Annotated in this window: 20 protein-coding genes; 13 read left to right on the forward strand and 7 right to left on the reverse strand. The window is 63.1% G+C overall.

The genetic code is table 11. The features are described 5' to 3' along the window. Positions 1–96: 96 nt before the first annotated feature. Positions 97–651, forward strand: a complete 555-nt coding sequence (locus tag CBW66_RS16275; RefSeq protein ID WP_086138124.1) for a nuclear transport factor 2 family protein — start codon at positions 97–99, stop codon at positions 649–651. Positions 652–668: 17 nt separating this feature from the next. Here the strand turns inward: CBW66_RS16275 and CBW66_RS16280 are convergent, their stop codons facing one another. Next, positions 669–968, reverse strand: coding sequence for a hypothetical protein (locus CBW66_RS16280; RefSeq protein WP_086138125.1), 300 nt, complete (start codon positions 966–968; stop codon positions 669–671). A gap of 137 nt (positions 969–1105) precedes the next feature. Between CBW66_RS16280 and CBW66_RS16285 the strand changes: the two genes are divergently transcribed. Next, the gene (locus CBW66_RS16285; RefSeq protein WP_086138126.1) at positions 1106–1360 is read left to right on the forward strand and encodes a hypothetical protein; all 255 of its coding nucleotides are present in this window, start codon (positions 1106–1108) and stop codon (positions 1358–1360) included. Here the strand turns inward: CBW66_RS16285 and CBW66_RS16290 are convergent. Then, complete coding sequence (locus CBW66_RS16290; RefSeq protein ID WP_086138127.1) at positions 1342–1581, reverse strand: TIGR02450 family Trp-rich protein; 240 nt, start codon at positions 1579–1581, stop codon at positions 1342–1344. The two genes, CBW66_RS16285 and CBW66_RS16290, sit on opposite strands and share 19 nt — an antisense overlap. Positions 1582–1653: 72 nt before the next feature. On the opposite strand from CBW66_RS16290, the gene CBW66_RS16295 reads away from it, so the two are divergent. After that, entirely contained in the window at positions 1654–2517 is an 864-nt protein-coding gene (locus CBW66_RS16295) for a cysteine hydrolase (RefSeq protein WP_086138128.1), read from the forward strand. Between the two features lie 78 nt (positions 2518–2595). Beyond that, the gene (gene pncB / locus CBW66_RS16300; protein WP_086138129.1) at positions 2596–3786 is read left to right on the forward strand and encodes a nicotinate phosphoribosyltransferase; all 1191 of its coding nucleotides are present in this window, start codon (positions 2596–2598) and stop codon (positions 3784–3786) included. Positions 3787–3935: 149 nt separating this feature from the next. Here pncB and CBW66_RS16305 read toward each other — a convergent pair whose 3' ends face one another. Further along, complete coding sequence (locus CBW66_RS16305; protein WP_086138130.1) at positions 3936–4235, reverse strand: antibiotic biosynthesis monooxygenase; 300 nt, start codon at positions 4233–4235, stop codon at positions 3936–3938. 66 nt (positions 4236–4301) lie between these two features. After that, positions 4302–4736: a hypothetical protein gene (locus tag CBW66_RS16310; protein ID WP_086138131.1), complete on the reverse strand. Its 435-nt coding sequence runs from the start codon at positions 4734–4736 to the stop codon at positions 4302–4304. 171 nt (positions 4737–4907) lie between these two features. Between CBW66_RS16310 and CBW66_RS16315 the strand changes: the two genes are divergently transcribed. The 4 genes from CBW66_RS16315 to CBW66_RS16330 all read left to right on the forward strand — a co-directional run bounded on the left by CBW66_RS16315 (position 4908) and on the right by CBW66_RS16330 (position 8318). Then, a complete protein-coding gene (locus tag CBW66_RS16315; RefSeq protein WP_086138132.1) occupies positions 4908–5489 on the forward strand; it encodes a DJ-1/PfpI family protein in 582 nt (193 codons plus the stop codon). Between the two features lie 64 nt (positions 5490–5553). Beyond that, complete coding sequence (locus CBW66_RS16320) at positions 5554–6786, forward strand: GAF domain-containing protein (RefSeq protein ID WP_086138133.1); 1233 nt, start codon at positions 5554–5556, stop codon at positions 6784–6786. Between the two features lie 3 nt (positions 6787–6789). After that, positions 6790–7467 carry a response regulator gene (locus tag CBW66_RS16325; RefSeq protein ID WP_170932976.1) on the forward strand — a complete coding sequence of 226 codons (678 nt, stop codon included), beginning with the start codon at positions 6790–6792 and terminating at the stop codon, positions 7465–7467. A 155-nt stretch (positions 7468–7622) separates the two neighbouring features. Beyond that, on the forward strand, positions 7623–8318 hold the full coding sequence (locus tag CBW66_RS16330; protein ID WP_070221800.1) for a Crp/Fnr family transcriptional regulator: 696 nt from the start codon (positions 7623–7625) through the stop codon (positions 8316–8318). On the opposite strand, the gene CBW66_RS16335 is transcribed toward CBW66_RS16330, so the two are convergent. Further along, positions 8315–9508: an MFS transporter gene (locus CBW66_RS16335; protein ID WP_086138134.1), complete on the reverse strand. Its 1194-nt coding sequence runs from the start codon at positions 9506–9508 to the stop codon at positions 8315–8317. The two genes, CBW66_RS16330 and CBW66_RS16335, sit on opposite strands and share 4 nt — an antisense overlap. Before the next feature lie 86 nt (positions 9509–9594). Here CBW66_RS16335 and CBW66_RS16340 point away from each other — a divergent pair, with 86 nt between their 5' ends. Both CBW66_RS16340 and CBW66_RS16345 read left to right on the forward strand, forming a co-directional pair. Next, positions 9595–10047: a helix-turn-helix domain-containing protein gene (locus CBW66_RS16340; protein ID WP_086138135.1), complete on the forward strand. Its 453-nt coding sequence runs from the start codon at positions 9595–9597 to the stop codon at positions 10045–10047. Continuing rightward, the gene (locus tag CBW66_RS16345) at positions 10044–11264 is read left to right on the forward strand and encodes a D-amino acid dehydrogenase (protein ID WP_086138136.1); all 1221 of its coding nucleotides are present in this window, start codon (positions 10044–10046) and stop codon (positions 11262–11264) included. Before CBW66_RS16340 ends, CBW66_RS16345 begins: the two co-directional genes overlap by 4 nt. Here the strand turns inward: CBW66_RS16345 and CBW66_RS16350 are convergent. Continuing rightward, positions 11239–12318, reverse strand: coding sequence for a hypothetical protein (locus tag CBW66_RS16350; RefSeq protein ID WP_086138137.1), 1080 nt, complete (start codon positions 12316–12318; stop codon positions 11239–11241). The genes CBW66_RS16345 and CBW66_RS16350 overlap by 26 nt on opposite strands. Before the next feature lie 69 nt (positions 12319–12387). Further along, a complete protein-coding gene (locus tag CBW66_RS16355) occupies positions 12388–13419 on the reverse strand; it encodes a MerR family transcriptional regulator (protein WP_086138138.1) in 1032 nt (343 codons plus the stop codon). Positions 13420–13758: 339 nt separating this feature from the next. On the opposite strand from CBW66_RS16355, the gene CBW66_RS16360 reads away from it, so the two are divergent. The 3 genes from CBW66_RS16360 to CBW66_RS16370 all read left to right on the forward strand — a co-directional run bounded on the left by CBW66_RS16360 (position 13759) and on the right by CBW66_RS16370 (position 16939). Continuing rightward, positions 13759–14769: a zinc-binding alcohol dehydrogenase family protein gene (locus tag CBW66_RS16360; protein ID WP_086138260.1), complete on the forward strand. Its 1011-nt coding sequence runs from the start codon at positions 13759–13761 to the stop codon at positions 14767–14769. A gap of 1 nt (position 14770) precedes the next feature. Continuing rightward, positions 14771–15907, forward strand: a complete 1137-nt coding sequence (locus CBW66_RS16365; RefSeq protein WP_086138139.1) for a D-mannonate oxidoreductase — start codon at positions 14771–14773, stop codon at positions 15905–15907. Between the two features lie 114 nt (positions 15908–16021). Continuing rightward, positions 16022–16939, forward strand: coding sequence for a GntR family transcriptional regulator (locus tag CBW66_RS16370; RefSeq protein ID WP_086138140.1), 918 nt, complete (start codon positions 16022–16024; stop codon positions 16937–16939). Positions 16940–16955: the final 16 nt, after the last annotated feature.

Genomic DNA, 16955 nt, shown 5'->3' on the forward strand with positions numbered 1-16955 from the left:
TCCAAAGAGGGATTGCCAATCTGCCATGGTTGACATAAGCTTGCCGGCGGTACGCCCCGTGCCAGGCCGGCGAGCCGTTCGCCATGAAAGTCCCTCATGCACAAGTTGGCAAGCGCAATACTGTTCGGCTGTTCCCTGTTTTCGGCAGGCATGGCGCTGGCGCAGACTGCGCCCGCTGCGCCGCCTGCGCCGCCCCATGTGGGCCGCCACGCCTCTACGCCCGAGGATATCCGCGCCATCGAGCAAGTCGTCGCCGACTTCCAGGCGGCCCTGATCGCCAAGGATGTCAAGCGGCTGTCGTCGCTGATGCTGCACACGAATATCCTGTTCGCCTCGCCGGCCGACGATGCTTTCATCAAGAAAACGCGCGCCACGACGGACGTCCACTTCGACGGCGTCGGGGCGGCCGGCTATGCCGGTTTCGCCAACTTCATCCAGCGCGAACCGCAGCGCACGGAAGAAAAATTCTACAACGTCAAGATCACCCAGGACCGCCATGTGGCGTGGGTCAACTTCGATTACGAATTCCTTGTCGGTGACAAATTGTCGAACTATGGCGTGGAAGCGTGGCAGATGGTCAAGCGCGACGGCGAATGGAAAATCCTCAGCGTCGTCTGGTCCATGCATCCCGCTGCCGAGGCGGGGAAGTAGGGGCCAGCGATGCCGCGTCAGTCGCGCGGCAGTTCGCGAATTTCCACCGTGCCCCCTGCGTTCAGTACGGGGTTTCCAATTAACAATTTTTTTGCATCGTCTATACTTTCAGCTTGCACACGTATATAGCCTGACAAGTGTGGCGTGACCGGTCTGGCCTGGCCGGACCGGTGCACGCAGATACCGGGACCGATGGAGCTGCCGCCGCAGAAGCGGCCACTGGCCCTGAGCATGGCGAAGTAGTCTTCCCAGGCGGACGTGGCGACGTCCATCGGTGTTTCCGTGTCGTCATGCATGAAGATGATGTAGTCATTCATCCTTTTTCTCCTGTGCCGCGTGATAAAAAGAGAGCTGAATTGAGTATCCTGAGCAATCGCGAGCGCATGGTTTTACCCTCACCGCGTCAGTCCGTAGAGACAAGCTGTCCGGCCATGTCATTTTTGGAGCGCACATCGTGCCGATAAAGTATGTTGATTTTTATGAGGTGAATTACACGGCGGAACCCTTGCGGGGCTGCAAGCTATGGGGCGCCTATGTTGCCATCTATGCCCCTACCGCCAATCCCATGCACAGGGTGAACCTGGTGAAAAAGCGCAGGGTGTCGGCTGACCACCAGTTTACAACGGAAGCGGATGCCATGGCGGAAGCGGGCGAGGCGGCCGTCAAGCTGGTCGAGCGGCGCCGGCGCCGCTATGTCTTCCACCCCTGATGCCACTGCGCCGCATCCTGCAGCGCGCGCCATGGCAGGATCTGCACGCGGCCCGAATGCACGGCTTCCAGTTCCACGTGCGTGGCCGGTTCATCCGGCGTGGCCGGGGCGCACAGCTTGATGACGAGAAAATGCTTTTCCTTGTTGACGGGCGTGACGGCCGTCCATTTGCTGTTGAGTAACTTGTTCGGGCGCAAGTTATTGCGATTGGCATGGTGCATGACGGGCTCCGGATTGGCGTGATGGCGATGTTGCCATTATCATGCAACTTCCTGCCACGCACGAGGACCGCCATGAAACGCCAGCTGCACTTGCTCGTCATCGACCCGCAAAACGATTTTTGCGACTTGCCTGCCACCTGGCTGCCGCCCGATGCGGCGCCGGCCTTGCCCGTGCCCGGCGCCCACGCGGACATGCTGCGCGTGGCCCAGCTGATCCGCGAAGGGGGAAGCGGCTTGACGCAGATCAGCGTGACGCTCGACGCCCACCACCGCTACGACATCGCCCACCCCGCCTTCTGGCGCACGGGCGATGGCGGCGCCGTGCCGCCGTTTACGCAGATCAGCGCTCAGCAAGTGCGCGACCGCCTGTTCCTGCCCGCCGCCAGCGGCGCCTTGCCGCGCGCGCTGGCCTACCTCGACGCCTTGCAGCAGGCGGGACGCTACCAGCTGATGGTATGGCCCGTGCATTGCGAGATCGGCAGCTGGGGCCAGAATATCCACGCGGCCGTGCGCGCCGCCTACAACGCCTGGGAAGCGGCCAACTTGCAAGTGGTGGCCAAGCTGAGCAAGGGTTCCAATCCGTGGACCGAGCATTACTCGGCCGTCATGGCGGAAGTGCCCGATGCGCAGGATGCGGCCACCCAGCTCAACCGCGCCTTCCTCGACACCTTGCTGCCGGCGCAGCAGATTTATGTCACCGGCGAGGCGGGCAGCCATTGCGTCAAAGCCAGCACCGAGCACATCGCCGATTACCTGGAAGCGCAGCAAGGCAGGGCGGCCTTGTCGCGCCTGGTCTTGCTGACCGACTGCATGAGTCCCGTCACGGGCTTTGCGGCGCAGCAGCGCGATTTCCTGGCTGCCATGCATGAGCGCGGCGCGCGGCTGGCCACGTCCACCGACGTCGTGCCTGAATTGCTGGCCAACGCAGGCGATTGACGCTTTCTGCAAGCGAACCCTGCTGAAATGCTTGCGGTGGCGTACTATTCTGGCTTCAGGAAGTTGGAGAAAACACACATGACCCCGATAGTGCGCAGTTTGCTGGAAACCGATCTGTATAAATTTACAATGTGGCAAGCCTTGCTGCACGGTCATCCGAATACCCATACCGAATACGAATTTGTCTGCCGCAACGCCACCGCCTTTCCCCTGGCCGAACTGAAGGATGAGCTGGAAGAACAGCTCGACCACCTGTGTTCGATGTCGTTTGCCGACGACGAGCTGGCCTATTTGCGCACGCTGCGCTTCATGAAGAGCGATTTCGTCGATTTTTTGACGGTATTCCGTTTCCAGCGCAAGTTCATCGACGTCAGCACCGATGGCGACACCCTGCTCGTGCATGCGGCCGGGCCGCAGGTGCACGTGATGGGTTTCGAGATTTTCGTGCTGTACATTATCAACGAACTGTATTTCCGCCGTTTCGACCTCGATGCGGCCATGCGCGAAGGGCGCCACCGCCTGGGCTTGAAAGTGGCGGCCGTCAAGGAATTCGGCAAGCTGCCGCGGCGCAAGCATCCGTTCGAGTTCTCGGACTTTGGCGTGCGCCGGCGTTTTTCCGGTGCCTGGCATGACGAGGTGGTGCAACGGCTGGCACGCGAAGTGCCCGAATACTTCAAGGGCACGTCGAATGTCTACCTGGCGAAAAAGCTCGGCATCGTGCCGATCGGCACCATGGCGCATGAATACATGCAATCGTTCCAGTCGTTTGGCGTGCGCTTGCGCGACTTTCAAAAGGCGGCCCTGGAAGACTGGGTGCAGGAATACCGGGGCGACTTGGGCATCGCCCTGACGGACGTGGTCGGCATGGATGCCTTCCTGGCCGACTTCGACCTGTATTTCGCCAAGCTGTTCGACGGCTTGCGCCACGATTCGGGCGACCCCGTCGAGTGGGGCGAGAAGGCGCTGGCCCACTATGCGGCCCTGCGCATCGACGCCAACACCAAGCGCCTCGTGTTTTCCGACGGCCTGGACCTGGACAAGGCATTCGCCCTGTACCAGCACTTCGCCGACCGCATCATGACGGGCTTTGGCATCGGCACCAACCTCACCAACGACGTCGGTTTGACGCCGCTCAACATCGTCATGAAACTGGTGCGCTGCAATGGTCAGTCCGTGGCGAAATTGTCGGATTCACCGGGCAAGACCCTGTGCAAGGATGAAACCTTCCTCGCATATTTACGGCAGGTGTTTCACCATCCAGCCGTCTAAGCGCCGAGTGGCGCAGGTCGGATGGGTGGCGTAGGTCGGATCAGCGCGGCAACGCCGTGCGTAATCCGACAAAACCGCGCTCCAAGTCGCGGACAAATGCGGCGGGCTGTACCCGGGTATGTTTGAAAATCCGCGCTTAAAACGCCCGCTTAAAATCCCGTCAGCACCGTGTCCATGTGCTCGACTTGCGGCGGGGCGGCGAAGAATTCGCCGACCAGGCTGCGCCAGGCCTGGAAGTCGTCGCTGCCGCGGAAATGCACGGTATGGTCTTCCAGGGTCGTCCAGCCCACTACAAGGCGGTAGGCGTCGCCGTTTTCGATCGAGCGCTCCAGTCGCATCGATTCGCAGCCGCGCGCGCGCTGGAACAGGGGCACGGCTTTCGCTACGGCCGCTTCGAAGGCCTCATGCGTGGCTGATTTGATCTGGATATGGGCAATTTCAAAAATCATGGCAAGTTCCGCTGTGGAATGAAGGAACGGTGATCTTGCCATAATTTCGCCGTGCAGGGGAGGGCGTCAGCCCGCCAGCGCCGGTGTGCCTGCATCGGCGCGCCGGCCGCCCGCGTGGCTGGCCGTGCGCTGTTCGATGTCGCAGCCATTGCATGCCTGCACGATGGCGTGCGCCCGTTCCTGCTCCTGCGGATCGCTGACGGCGACAATGAGGCGGAACATGCCGCGAAACGCCGTCTTGCCGTAGTTACGCCGGTACATATGGTTGTCGCCGCCGAACAGGGCGTTGATCGCGCGTTCCAGCCGGCTGGTCATGGTGTCGCGGTTGCCGACCGTAAAATTGCCCTGCACTGGGCCGGCCTCGTCGTCGCCCGCGTCCAGTTGTACGGCGTGAGGAGGAAAGCCTTCGGCCAGCAAGCGGATGCGGGCGCGCTCCGCATCGGGGAAATGGTCGAAGATACGTATCAGCGTGCTGCCGCCGCTGTTTGTGCTGCTGTCCATGGCCCGGCCTTTCAAGGAGGTGTACCTGATTTGACCGGCGAGCCTGTAAAAAATTCTGCCTCAGCCTGTAAAATCCTCGATCAAGGCGCAAAAGTTTGATAAATATCCAGTATGGCTACCAAGTCGCGCTAAGATACGCCTTGCGGAATCAATCTTTCATAGGAGAACTAAATGGCAGCGAAGAAAATTCTGTTTTTGACCGGCGATTTTGCAGAAGATTATGAAACGATGGTGCCGTTCCAGGCCCTGCTGATGCTCGGCCATACCGTGCATGCCGTCTGCCCCGGCAAGAAAAGCGGCGAGACGATCAAGACGGCCATCCACGATTTCGAGGGTGACCAGACTTACACGGAAAAGCCGGGCCACCTGTTCACCCTGAACGCCAGCTTCGACGAGATCGACCCGGTCCACTATGACGCCGTGATGATCGCCGGCGGCCGCGCGCCCGAATACCTGCGCCTGAACGAGAAAGTCATCGCCGCCGTGCGCCATTTCGCCGAGGCGGGCAAGCCCGTCGCCGCCGTCTGCCACGGCGCGCAATTGCTGGCCGCCGCCGACGTCATCCGCGGCAAGCGTATTTCCGCCTATCCCGCCTGCGCGCCGGAAGTGAAACTGGCGGGCGGCACGTATGCCGATATCGCCGTCACGGACGCCGTCACCGATGGCCAGTTCGTCACGGCCCCGGCCTGGCCCGCCCATCCGGCCTGGCTGGCGCAGTTCGTCAAGCTGCTCGGCACCGAGATCCGTTTGTAACCTTTACCTGTCCGGCAGGCCGCAGCGTTTGCCGGGCGTATCACTTTTCAGATTCGAGTTCTTCATGCATGCGCCGCGCAGTCAACCTTCCCGCAAACAACTTCCAGCCTCGCGCTGGCGCCAGCGCCGCCTGGCGCAAGCCGCATCGGGCCTGAGCGCCGCGCAGGAACGCCAGCTGGCCACCCTGCGTGACATTTCTACCCTGCTGGCGGGACAACACGCCATCGATGCGCTGTGCCGTGGCTTCCTGCGCCACGTGATGCAGTTCGCGCAGGCCGAAGGCGGCACCGTGCGCATCCTCGATCCGCAGCAGGACACCGTGCACATCATCGTGCACGAGGGTATTTCCGACGCCATGGTGGAAGAGGAACACTGTATCCGCAACAACGATTGCCTGTGCGGCGCGGCCGTGGCGCAGGGCGTGATTCAGATCCGCGATTTCCGCCAGGTCGAAGCCTTGCAGCGCTACCGTTGCCAAGATGAAGGTTTTATCGCCATCGCCGTTTTTCCCATCCTCGCGCGCGAGCAGGTGGTGGGCAGTTTTTCGCTGCACTTTGCCCGCCCGCAAGCCGTGCATGCGCAGCAGCAGGGCTGGCTGGAAACCCTGGGCCAGAGCCTGGGCATCGCCATCGAGAACCAGCGCCTGATCGCGCGCGAGAAGGAATTTGCCGTGGCGCGCGAACGCAGCCTGCTGGCCGAAGGCTTGCACGACAGTATCGCGCAAAGCCTGAACTTCATCAGCCTGCAAGTGCAGATGCTCGACGATTCCGTGCGCCGGGGCCAGCTCGACGAGGCGGCCGAAGTGTTGCCGCTGATGCGCATGGGCGTCGAGCAAAGCTACCAGGACGTGCGCGAATTGCTGGTCAATTTCCGCACGCGCTGGCATGGCAGCGACCTGGAAAGCAAGCTGTCGGAAGTGCTGGCCAAGTTCGAGCTGCAGACGGGCGTCGCCGGCAGCCTGGAAATGAGCGGCAATGGCGCGCCGCTGGCGCCCGAGCAGCAGTTGCAGATTCTGTTCATCGTGCAGGAAGCGCTGTCGAATATCCGCAAGCACGCGCAGGCCAGCAACGTGGCGCTGCGCGTGGAAAACGGGCGCGACTTTGCGCTGCAGGTACGCGACGATGGCGAAGGCTTTGCCGCCAACCTGCGCGACAAGAAAACGGAATTGCAGATCGGCTTGCGTATCATGCAGGAGCGGGCCGAGCGGCTCGGTGCGCAATTTGCCATCGACAGCACGCCCGGCGGCGGCACGACGATCTCGCTGGCCCTGCCGGCGGCCCGGCGCCAGGCCGCGTAACAGATGATTCATCCCTATCAGGCAACAAACATAGTGAACGCACCAATCAAAATCCTGCTGGTCGACGACCACACCCTGCTGCGCAGCGGCGTCAAGCTGCTATTGCAGCGCAATCCTCAATTCCAGGTGGTGGGCGAGGCATCGAACGGGCTTGACGGCGTGCGCCTGACGGCAGAACTGCGGCCCGATGTGGTGCTGATGGACTTGAACATGCCCGGCGTGACGGGCGTCGAGGCGCTGCAGCTGATCTTGCAGGACATGCCGCAGATGGTGGTGCTGATGCTGACCGTGTCGGAAAACGCGGCCGATCTGGGCGCGGCCCTGCGCGCGGGCGCGCGCGGCTATTTGTTGAAAAATATAGAAGCCGAGCAGCTGGGCCTGGCCATTTGCCGCGCCGCCGCCGGCGAATCGGTGATTGCCGACGCCATGACGGCCAAGCTCGTGTCGCAGTTCCGCGCGGGGCAGAACGCACCGCAGGAAGACTACGACAAACTGACGCCGCGCGAACGCGAAGCCATGGCGTGCCTGGCGCAAGGGCTGAGCAACAAGGAAATCGCGCGCCAGCTGGACGTGGCCGAAAGCACGGTGAAAATCCACGTGCAAAACATCCTCAAAAAGCTTAAGCTCAGCAGCCGCGTGCAGATCGCCGTGTATGCGGTCGAGCGTGAGTTAGGCAAATAAAGATCAAACAAAGCGCAAATAGTGCGCAAGGAATGCGCGATTGTTTGATCTGCATGGCGTTCCGGCCTAGACAACCCTAGTTCCTTTGACGTATGGCCTTGACCGTGCCTGCGCATTACACTCTTAGTCATTCGCTAATCTAATAAGAGAGTGTCATGCATAAGGTCAACGTCGATGGCTTGCTATCGAGCCAGGCTCTGTTCCGTCATATTTCCCCTTCGCAATTAGAGCAATTGCGCCAGGATGTCGTGCGTGTCGAAGTGGAAAAAGGCAAAGTGTTGTTCCGCAAGGGCGAAGTGGCGGAAGGCGCCTACGTGGTGGTCTTCGGCCTCGTCAAGCTGAGCGTGTTTTCCATGGAAGGGACCGACAAGGTCCTGGAATTGATCCGCCCGGGCCAGAGCTTCGGCGAAGCCATGATTTTCCTCGATGAACCGTATCCGTTCTGCGCCGAAGCGCTCGAGCACTGCCTGCTGCTGCGCATCCCGCCGCACGCGCTGCTGCGCCTGCTGGACCAGTCGCCCCGCATTGCGCGCCAGATGATGAACAGCCTGTCGCACCACCTGATGGGCTTCATTCGCAACGTGGAGCGCTGCTCCGTGCAGAACGCCACCCAGCGCGTGGTCGAGTATCTGCTGCAGGCATCGGATCAGCAGCGTTCGAACGAAGTCAAGCTGGACCTGAAGAAAAGCTTACTGGCATCGTTTTTGAACCTGGCGCCCGCCACCCTGTCGCGCGTGCTGCACCAGCTGACGGACTTGCACCTGATTAAAGTCAGCGGTTCGCTGATCCAGATCCAGCCCGATGCGTTGAAAACCTATCGTCACGGTTCCGCCGCGGCCATGCTGAACTAAGCTTTTTCAACAGGCAAGGTCAGCCGCCAGAACAGCAGGGCGAGCAAGCTGACCGCCGCGCCCAGCGCGCATACCCCATGCCAGCCCGCCAGCGCATACACGCTGGTGGCGGCAATCGCACCGAGTCCGCTTCCCACCGCATAAAACAGCATGTAGCACGCCACCAGGCGGCTGTGCGCGTCGCTGTCCTGCTTGAAAATCAGGCTCTGGTTCGTCACGTGGATGGCCTGGCCCGCCAGGTCCAGTGCGATGATGCCGACGACCAGGGGCCACAGGGCCGCGCCCGCAAAGCCGAGCGGCAGCCACGCGGCCAGCAGCAACAGCAGGGCCGCGCCCGTCGTCCACTGCGCGCGGCCTTTGTCCGCCATGTCGCCCGCACGCGCCGCGCCCAGCGCGCCGATTACGCCGACCAGGCCGAATGCGCCGATGGCCGCATGGCTGTAGCCCTGCGCTGTCAGGGGCAGCACCAGAGCACTCCAGAAAATATTGAAGACGGCAAACATCAGCAGGGCCAGCATGCCCCGCACGCGCAGCACCTTGTTGTGCACCAGCATCTCCAGCATCGAGGCGAGCAGGGCGCCGTATGCCAGCTTCTGACTGGATGCCTGCGCCGGCGGCAGCTTGCGCCACAGCAGCAACAGCAGGGCGCAGGCGATGGCTGCGGAGACAAAATACACGGCGCGCCAGTCGGCGAGATCGGCCACCACGCCGGACAGGGTGCGCGCCAGCAGCAGGCCGATCACCACGCCGCCCTGCGCCATGCCGACGACCCGACCCCGCTCATGGCTGGCCGCCGCGCTGGCCGCATAGGCGATCAAGCCTTGCGTCATGGCCGTGCCTAGCAAGCCCACCAGCAGCATGCCGCCCAGCAAGGCTGCCGTGGAACGGGCGCAGCCCAGCGCCGCCAGCGTGACGGCTAGCAAGCCCAGCTGGAACAGGGTCAGCCGGCGCCGGTTCAGCATGTCGCCCAGGGGAACCAGCAGCAGCAGGGCCAGCGCGCAGCCGAGCTGCGTGGCCGTGATGACCATGCCGCTGGCCGCCTCCGTCATGCCGAATTCCCGCGCCAGGGTGGCGAGCAAGGGCTGGGCGTAATACACATTGGCCACGCTGAGGCCGGCGGCACAGGCAAACAGCCAGACGAGGGAGGGGGCAAGCGTTGCCGGGGAAAGGGGAGAAGTTGTGTCGCGCATGGATGTCTATGTGGTTTCAAATTAAAACCAGTTGGAGTCTACGCCGAGAAGTTTTAAAATGCAACCACTCAATCAAGGAGACATCCGTGGCCAAGCGCAAGAGCCTGAAAACCGACCCCTGTCCCGTGGCGCGCGCGCTCGACGCGATCGGCGAGCGCTGGTCGCTGCTGATCGTGCGCGACGCCTTCGACGGCATGCGCCGCTTCGGCGAATTCCAGAAAAGCCTGGGAGTGGCGAAGAACATCCTGGCCGACCGCCTGCATACCTTGGTGGAGGAAGGTATTTTTACCATTGCGCCCGCCTCGGACGGCACGGCCTACCAGGAATATGTGCTCACACAAAAAGGCCTGGCCTTGTTTCCCGTCGTCGTCGGCTTGCGCCAGTGGAGCGAGGCGCAATTGTTCGAGGCGGGTGAGGCGCATTCGACCTTGCTGCAACGGGGTTCAGGCTTGCCCGTGCTCCGCATGGACGTGCTGGCCGAGGATGGCCGCGTCTTGCACGCGGGCGATACCGTCGTGCAGAAGGTAGGGGCGCCATGAGCCGCTCGGTGGCCGTCATCGGCGGCGGCATCACGGGCGTCACCACCGCTTACGCGCTGGCGAAACGGGGCGTCGATGTCAGCTTGATTGAGCGCCACCGCTATGCCGCCATGGAAACGTCGTACGCGAACGGCGGGCAATTGTCGGCCTCGCACGCGGAAGTGTGGAACCACAAGGCAACGATATGGAATGCGCTGAAATGGATGACGCGGCGCGATGCACCGCTGCTGCTCAATCCGACTCCCAGCTGGCACAAGCTGAGCTGGTTTGCGGAATTTCTCGCCGCCATGCCGGATTACGAGCGCAACACCATCGCCACGGCGCGCATGGCGATCGCCGCGCGCGCACATCTGTTTGCATGGGCGGAAGAAGAGAAGATAGCGTTCGATCACCGCCGCGCCGGCATCCTGCATGTGTATCGGGACCGGCACGGCTTCGAGCGGGCGGCCGGCGTGTCGCGCCTGCTGGCGCAGGGCGGCTTGCAGCGGCGCGCCGTCACGCCGCAGGAGATGCGCGCCATCGAACCGAGCTTGCACGGCGACTTTTACGGCGGCTACTACACGGACAGCGATTCCACGGGCGACATCCACAAATTCACCAGCGGCCTGGCCGACGCCTGCGCCCGCCTGGGCGTGGCCTGCCGCTACGGTGCGCAGGTCACCGCGCTGGCGCGCGAGCACGGCAAGGTGCGTGTTTCCATGGACGAAGACAGCGCCGTGTTCGACGCCGTCGTCATCTGCGCGGGCACGGCCAGCCGCGCCATGGCGGCCATGCTGGGCGACCATGTCAACGTGTATCCCGTGAAAGGCTATTCGATTACCGTGCAGCTCGATGACGCAGCCAGCCAGTCGGCGGCTCCGTCCGTCAGCCTGCTCGACGATGCGACCAAGCTGGTCAGCAGCCGCCTGGGTGAAGACCGGCTCAGGGTGGCGGGTACGGCCGAGTTCAACGGCTTCAATGACGACATCCGCGCCGACCGCATCCGACCGCTGCTGCAATGGGTGGAGCAGTGCTTTCCTGAAGTCAATGCGCGCAAAGTGATCCCGTGGGCAGGCCTGCGCCCCATGCTGCCGGCCATGCTGCCGAAAGTGGGGCCCGGCAAGGTGCCGGGCGTGTACTACAACACGGGCCACGGCCATCTGGGCTGGACCCTGGCGGCCGCGACGGCGGAGATGGTGGCAGAGGCGCTGCTTAATTCTTCGGCAGCAGATCGCTGAGCGCGGCGCGGCCCTTGACGGTGAGGAAGGGGCCGACCTTGTTGTAGGGCAGTAAAAAATCGTTTTCGCAGCCGCTGCCGTTCGAGTCTTCCCAGAACGACACGCCTTCCGGTTTCAAGGACAGGTGGAAGCGGCCGCGGCCGTCGTAATCCGTGCCCTTGCATTCGGCGTCGATTTTCACATCCTTGAACAGGGCCTGGCGCAGGCGGTCCGGCAATTCGGCCTTGTCGTCGCCATCGCTGGCGCTGGCGCCAAACCAGTTCCACACGTCCGTTTCCTGGCCCGTCTTCACGTCCCAGGTGCGGAACCTCATGGAGATGCCGTTGGCGCCATAGCCGGCCGCCCAGCGGTAGAATTTGATGGTCACCCAGCGTGGCGACCAGTAGATCGGTTCCGTATACACTTCGTCTTCTACCGTGAAACCGTTGCGGCCCAGGTATTCGCGGCGCGTGGCATAGAAGTCGGCCAGGTCCTTCTTGTTCTTCGCCAGCACGGCGCGCAGCTGCGCGTTGATTTTCGCGATGCCGTCGCCAGGCGCGATCAATTCCACCGTGATGGTGTCGCCCACTTGCAGGTTGCGGTATTGCTTGCCCTCAAAGGCGATGGGCTTGCTTATCTTGGTACTGGGAAAAACCTCCAGCGCCAGGTTGTAGGCATCGCTGCCGCACGATGGATGCTCGCGGTCGCCCGCCGCCTCCACCAGGCTCAAGGAAAGCGGCAAGGTCTTGCCGCTTTTCGGCTCGGTCCAGGTGCCTGTGACCTTGTTGCCCTGTGGCGCATTCAAAGACCACGTGCCCGTCGTGTCGCCCTTGGCGTCGAGTTCCTGCCACAGGATTTTGCCGTTCGGTTTGGTCAGCGTGATCGGCGTCTTGTAGCGCGTGTAGTAATAGCTGCCGCTGCGGTCGGCGCCCTGCGTGGGACTGGGTTGATTGAAGCAGGCGACGATATCGGCCTTGCCCACAGTGCCCTGCCACACCCCTTGCACGGGCGGTTCGGCCGCCATGGCGAGGTTCAGGGCGGGCAGGGACAGACATACAAACAAGAGGCGGCGCATCGGTTATTCCTGTGATTGGCGATGACCGATTCTACATGGCCTGGCCGGGAAAATACCGCACGCCAACTGTTACCCTTGCTTTTCCTGCGCCACGATGGCCATCGCCGCGCCCAGGTACTGCAGCATGGCGGCATCGACAAAGCTGCCTTCCATCAAACGCGGTTCCTGCTGATGCGCCTGGCGGAATTTCAGCTGCGTGGCCGGGTTGTTGCCCGCATACGCGCGGAACAGTTCCAGCCACTGCCGCGCCAGCTGCAGCACGGCCGGGTCGGTGGGCGGCGTGCGCGCATCGATGGCGGCGCGCACGGCGGCGATCAGGGCCGGCCACTCGCCCGAACGCTTGCCGTAGTTGGCCACCAGGTGCGCGTATTCCTGCTCGTCGAGGAATGGCTTGTACAGCGCCATGCGCGAGGCATTGAAAGCCCCCAGGATGAACCGCATCAAGTCCGCATCGACGCTGGTGGCGTGCTGCATGGAAGGCTCCTGCGCATGCATGTTGTTCAGCCGCGCGAACAGGCCCGGATGGGCGCCCGTGTCGCGCACCAGCTTGACCATCCATTCCGTGGCCAGGGCCTGCGCCCGCGCATCATCGGGCGTAGCGCCCGTCCCCTGCAGCGCGCGCACTCGGGCGACAAGCGCCTTCCATTCCTGTTCCACGGCCGCATCGGATAGCAGCGGCAGCTGTTGCAGTTCTTCGGCACTAAAGTATTTGTCGTACATGGTCATCAACTCCATAGTGGTGAGCCACTCGGTCAGTTCCGGCGCCTGTCCTTGTCCCAGTTGCGCCTGCAAGCCTTGCAGGCGCACACGCAGGGTGGAAGCTTGCGCGATCTGATGGTCCAGCATGGCGATCTGCCGGGCCACGATGGCGCTCAAGGGCAGGTCCGGGCCGGCGAGGGCGTTGGCGATATCGGCCAGCGACAGCCCGAACTTGCGCAGCGCCATGATCCGGTGCAGCCGGTCCATGTCGCCGTGCTGGTACAGGCGGTAGCCAGCTTGCGTGCGCCCCGAAGGCGAGAGCAGGCCGATGCTGTCGTAGTGGTGCAGGGTGCGGATGGTCAGGCCCGTGAGCCTGGCCAGTTCACCGATTTTCAACAGCATCGTCTTCTCCTTGTCTTCAGTGCGTGCTACCACGATGACGCCTGACGCCACGTCAGGGTCAAGCAGGAATGTAGCAGAGAGCCCAAAAAAAACCGAAAAAGAATCCGTTGACCTTCATTTTTTTGTACGGTATATTTATAAAACCGAATCATGATTTCAGTAAAAGAAACAGCTTCGGGCCAGGCGGCATGACGGCATGCTCGTTGTGCGGCGCAGCAAGAAGCGCCACTGGCAGGGCTGGAAAGACAATCCGCGCAGACGGATTTTTTTCACAGTTGGTTTGTACGTTAAATATAATATGCCGTCTGGAAGATCCGGGCGGCGAGAGAGACGACCATGATGAAAAGTATCGTTTGCGATACGCCCGGCAGTTTGCGCATGGAGCAGCGCCCCGTGCCCGTGCCCGCCGAGGGCGAAGTGCTGCTGCGCATACGCCGCGTCGGCATCTGCGGCACCGACATGCATATCTTCCGTGGCACCCAGCCTTTCCTCAGCTATCCGCGCGTGATGGGGCATGAATTGTCCGGCCATATCCACAGCGCGCCGGCCGGCTCGCGCCTGGCCGTGGGCGACCAGGTCTACGTCATGCCCTACCTGTCGTGCGGTACTTGCGTGGCCTGCCGCCAGGGCAAGACCAACTGCTGCACCCGCATCGAAGTGCTGGGCGTGCACCGCGACGGCGGCATGAGCGAATACCTGGCGTTGCCCGAGCGCTTTGTCTTCAAGACGGAAGGCATCTCGCTCGACGACGCGGCCATGATCGAATTTCTCGCCATCGGCGCGCATGCCGTCAAGCGCGGCGCGGTGGACGCCGGCAAGCGCGTGCTGGTGGTGGGCGCCGGCCCGATCGGCATGGCCGTGATGCTGTTCGCATCGTTGAAAGGCGCCGACGTGACGGTGCTCGATGGCCGCGCCGACCGCCTGCGGTTCTGCCGTGACGCGCTGGGCATCGCCCGCACGGTGCCGCTGGGCGAGGGCGACCAGCAGCAGCTGTCGGATGCCACCGGCGGCGAATTCTTCGACGTGGTGTTTGACGCCACCGGCAACATCGCCGCCATGGAGCGGGGCCTGGACTTTGTCGCCCACGGCGGCTCCTATGTGCTGGTGTCGATCGTGCGCGACCGCCTGTCGTTCTCCGATCCTGAATTCCACAAGCGCGAAACCACCTTGCTGGGCAGCCGCAATGCCACCGTCGACGATTTCGAGGACGTGGTGGCGGCCATGAAGGCGGGGAAAGTCCCCACCGCGCTGCTCAATACCCACCGCACCACGCTCGACGAATTTACCGGCGTGCTCGATCGCTGGATGCAGCCCGAGGCGGGTGTCATCAAGGCCATCGTCGAGGTCTGAGATGCGCGATCTCAACCCCATACTGCAATTTGGCACCAGCCGCTTCCTGCAGGCGCACGCCGACCTGTTCGTCAGCGAGGCGGCCGAGGCAGGCCAGGCGCTGGGGCAGATCACCATCGTGCAAACGACCGGCAGCGCGCAGGGCGCGGCGAGGGTGGCGGCGTTTCGCCAGCCCGGCGGCTATCCCGTGCGCATCCGCGGCTGGCAGGACGGCGCGCAAGTCGATGACGAGCGCCGCGCCCACGCCGTCACGCAAGCGTGGCAGGCGGGCAGCGACTGGCCGCAGGTGCGCGATGCGGCGGTGGCCGCGCGCGTGATCGTCTCGAATACGGGCGACACGGGCTACCAGCTCGATGCATCCGACCACGCCGGCATGCTCGACGGCGATACCGTTCCCGCCAGCTTTCCCGCCAAGCTGCTGGTGCTGCTGCACGGCCGCTTCCTGGCCTGCGCCGCGCCCCTCTCGATTTTTCCGTGCGAACTGGTGGCCGACAACGGTCATGTACTGCGCCAGGTGATCGTCGCATTGGCGCGGCACTGGCATTGCGATGCCGCCTTCATCGGCTACCTGGAAACGGGCTGCCTGTGGATCAATTCCCTCGTCGACCGCATCGTTTCCGAGCCGATCGAACCGGTCGGCGCCGTGGCCGAGCCCTATGCGCTGTGGGCCATCGAGGCGCAGGAAGGCATGCTGCTGCCGTGCCGCCATCCGCAGCTGGTGGTCACAAACAGCCTGCGCGAGTATGAACAGCGCAAGCTGTTTTTGCTCAACCTCGGTCACACGTATCTGGCGCAGCTATGGATGGAACGGGGCAGCCCGGCCGGCATGACGGTGCGCGAGGCGATGGACGATGGCGCCATGCGCGCCGCGCTGGAAGCCTTGTGGCGCGAGGAAGTGCTGCCCGTGTTTGCCGCCATGGGCGCGCAGCACGGCGACGCCGCGCTGGCCTACGTGGCGCAGGTCAGGGAACGCTTTTGCAATCCCTTTCTTGCGCACCGCCTGGCCGACATCGCCCAGCACCACGCCGGCAAGATCGCGCGCCGCATGGCGCCCGTGGCGGCGCTGGCGCGGCAGCTCTGTCCCGCGCTGGCGCAGCCGCGTTTGCGCGCCATGCTGGCGGCGGGAGCGCAGCCATGAAGGCCCCCGTCACCGCAGTTGTTTCTTTTTCGGCATGCCGATCCAATCCGATATCGACTAAAATGGCCCACTCATCCACTTTCCCTTTCGCTGGCATAGCGCGTTCATTCCTCCATGTCCAAACCCGCCACCGTCTTCAAGCGCAGTACCAATCTGCTGTTGCAATTTCTCGCCGAGAATGTCGCAGTGGGCGAGATGCTGCCGACGGAGCAGTTCCTGACCACCATCTGCCAGGGCAGCCGCACGGCCATCCGCAGCGCGATCGCTTACCTGTCGACGCGGCGGCTGATCGCCAGCCCGGCGGACCGGCGTCTGCTGCGCAAACCCATACCGGGCGACTACTTCGACATCTCCGAATTGCAGTCGGGGGCCGAGCGTATCCAGCAGGTGCTGATGGAGCGCGTGTATCAGCGCGACATGCCGCCCGGCGCGGAATTTTCGGAAGCGGAGCTGGCGCGCGAGGCGGGCGCCAGTACCGTCAGCGTGCGCGAATTTCTGATCGGTTTTTCGCGCTTCGGCCTGATCGAAAAGAAACCGCGCGGCGGCTGGCGCCTGTGCGCGTTCGATCGCTCGTTCGCCACCGAACTGGCGGACATGCGGCGCATGTTCGAGATGGCGGCCGTGGAGCAGTTTGCGCACCTGCCGCATGGCGATCCGGCGTATGCGGAACTGGCGCGCCTGATCAAACAGCACGAGAAGCTGGCGGCCAGGATAGCTACGCGCCACAATGCGTTTCCGGCGCTGGACCGCGAGTTCCACACCTTTCTGATCGGCCTCTTGAACAACCGCTTCGCGCAGGGCTTCTACGATATCGTCTCGTTTGTCTTCCACTATCATTACCAGTGGGACAAGGGCGAGGAAAAGGGCCGCAACCAGTACGCGGTGCAGGAGCATCTGGCGATCCTGCATGCGCTGGCGGAACACGACATACCGAAGGCGCTCGAGGCCATGCGTTCGCACCTCGATTCCTCGCGCCGCACCATGCTGTCGTCGATCGGCACGCGCGAAAAACTGAGCCAGCCGACCGTCTAGCCGTCATTGCCGGGGA

Origin of the sequence: Janthinobacterium sp. GW456P, assembly GCF_002127655.1 — a bacterium.
GTDB lineage: Bacteria > Pseudomonadota > Gammaproteobacteria > Burkholderiales > Burkholderiaceae_D > Janthinobacterium.

Coding starts and splice junctions, on each gene's coding strand:
- CBW66_RS16275 (WP_086138124.1), top strand. CDS start 97: ATGCACAAGTTGGCAAGCGCAATACTGTTCGGCTGTTCCCTGTTTTCG.
- CBW66_RS16280 (WP_086138125.1), bottom strand. CDS start 968: ATGAATGACTACATCATCTTCATGCATGACGACACGGAAACACCGATG.
- CBW66_RS16290 (WP_086138127.1), bottom strand. CDS start 1,581: ATGCACCATGCCAATCGCAATAACTTGCGCCCGAACAAGTTACTCAAC.
- CBW66_RS16295 (WP_086138128.1), top strand. CDS start 1,654: ATGAAACGCCAGCTGCACTTGCTCGTCATCGACCCGCAAAACGATTTT.
- pncB (WP_086138129.1), top strand. CDS start 2,596: ATGACCCCGATAGTGCGCAGTTTGCTGGAAACCGATCTGTATAAATTT.
- CBW66_RS16305 (WP_086138130.1), bottom strand. CDS start 4,235: ATGATTTTTGAAATTGCCCATATCCAGATCAAATCAGCCACGCATGAG.
- CBW66_RS16310 (WP_086138131.1), bottom strand. CDS start 4,736: ATGGACAGCAGCACAAACAGCGGCGGCAGCACGCTGATACGTATCTTC.
- CBW66_RS16315 (WP_086138132.1), top strand. CDS start 4,908: ATGGCAGCGAAGAAAATTCTGTTTTTGACCGGCGATTTTGCAGAAGAT.
- CBW66_RS16320 (WP_086138133.1), top strand. CDS start 5,554: ATGCATGCGCCGCGCAGTCAACCTTCCCGCAAACAACTTCCAGCCTCG.
- CBW66_RS16325 (WP_170932976.1), top strand. CDS start 6,790: ATGATTCATCCCTATCAGGCAACAAACATAGTGAACGCACCAATCAAA.
- CBW66_RS16330 (WP_070221800.1), top strand. CDS start 7,623: ATGCATAAGGTCAACGTCGATGGCTTGCTATCGAGCCAGGCTCTGTTC.
- CBW66_RS16335 (WP_086138134.1), bottom strand. CDS start 9,508: ATGCGCGACACAACTTCTCCCCTTTCCCCGGCAACGCTTGCCCCCTCC.
- CBW66_RS16345 (WP_086138136.1), top strand. CDS start 10,044: ATGAGCCGCTCGGTGGCCGTCATCGGCGGCGGCATCACGGGCGTCACC.
- CBW66_RS16350 (WP_086138137.1), bottom strand. CDS start 12,318: ATGCGCCGCCTCTTGTTTGTATGTCTGTCCCTGCCCGCCCTGAACCTC.
- CBW66_RS16355 (WP_086138138.1), bottom strand. CDS start 13,419: ATGCTGTTGAAAATCGGTGAACTGGCCAGGCTCACGGGCCTGACCATC.
- CBW66_RS16360 (WP_086138260.1), top strand. CDS start 13,759: ATGAAAAGTATCGTTTGCGATACGCCCGGCAGTTTGCGCATGGAGCAG.
- CBW66_RS16365 (WP_086138139.1), top strand. CDS start 14,771: ATGCGCGATCTCAACCCCATACTGCAATTTGGCACCAGCCGCTTCCTG.
- CBW66_RS16370 (WP_086138140.1), top strand. CDS start 16,022: ATGTCCAAACCCGCCACCGTCTTCAAGCGCAGTACCAATCTGCTGTTG.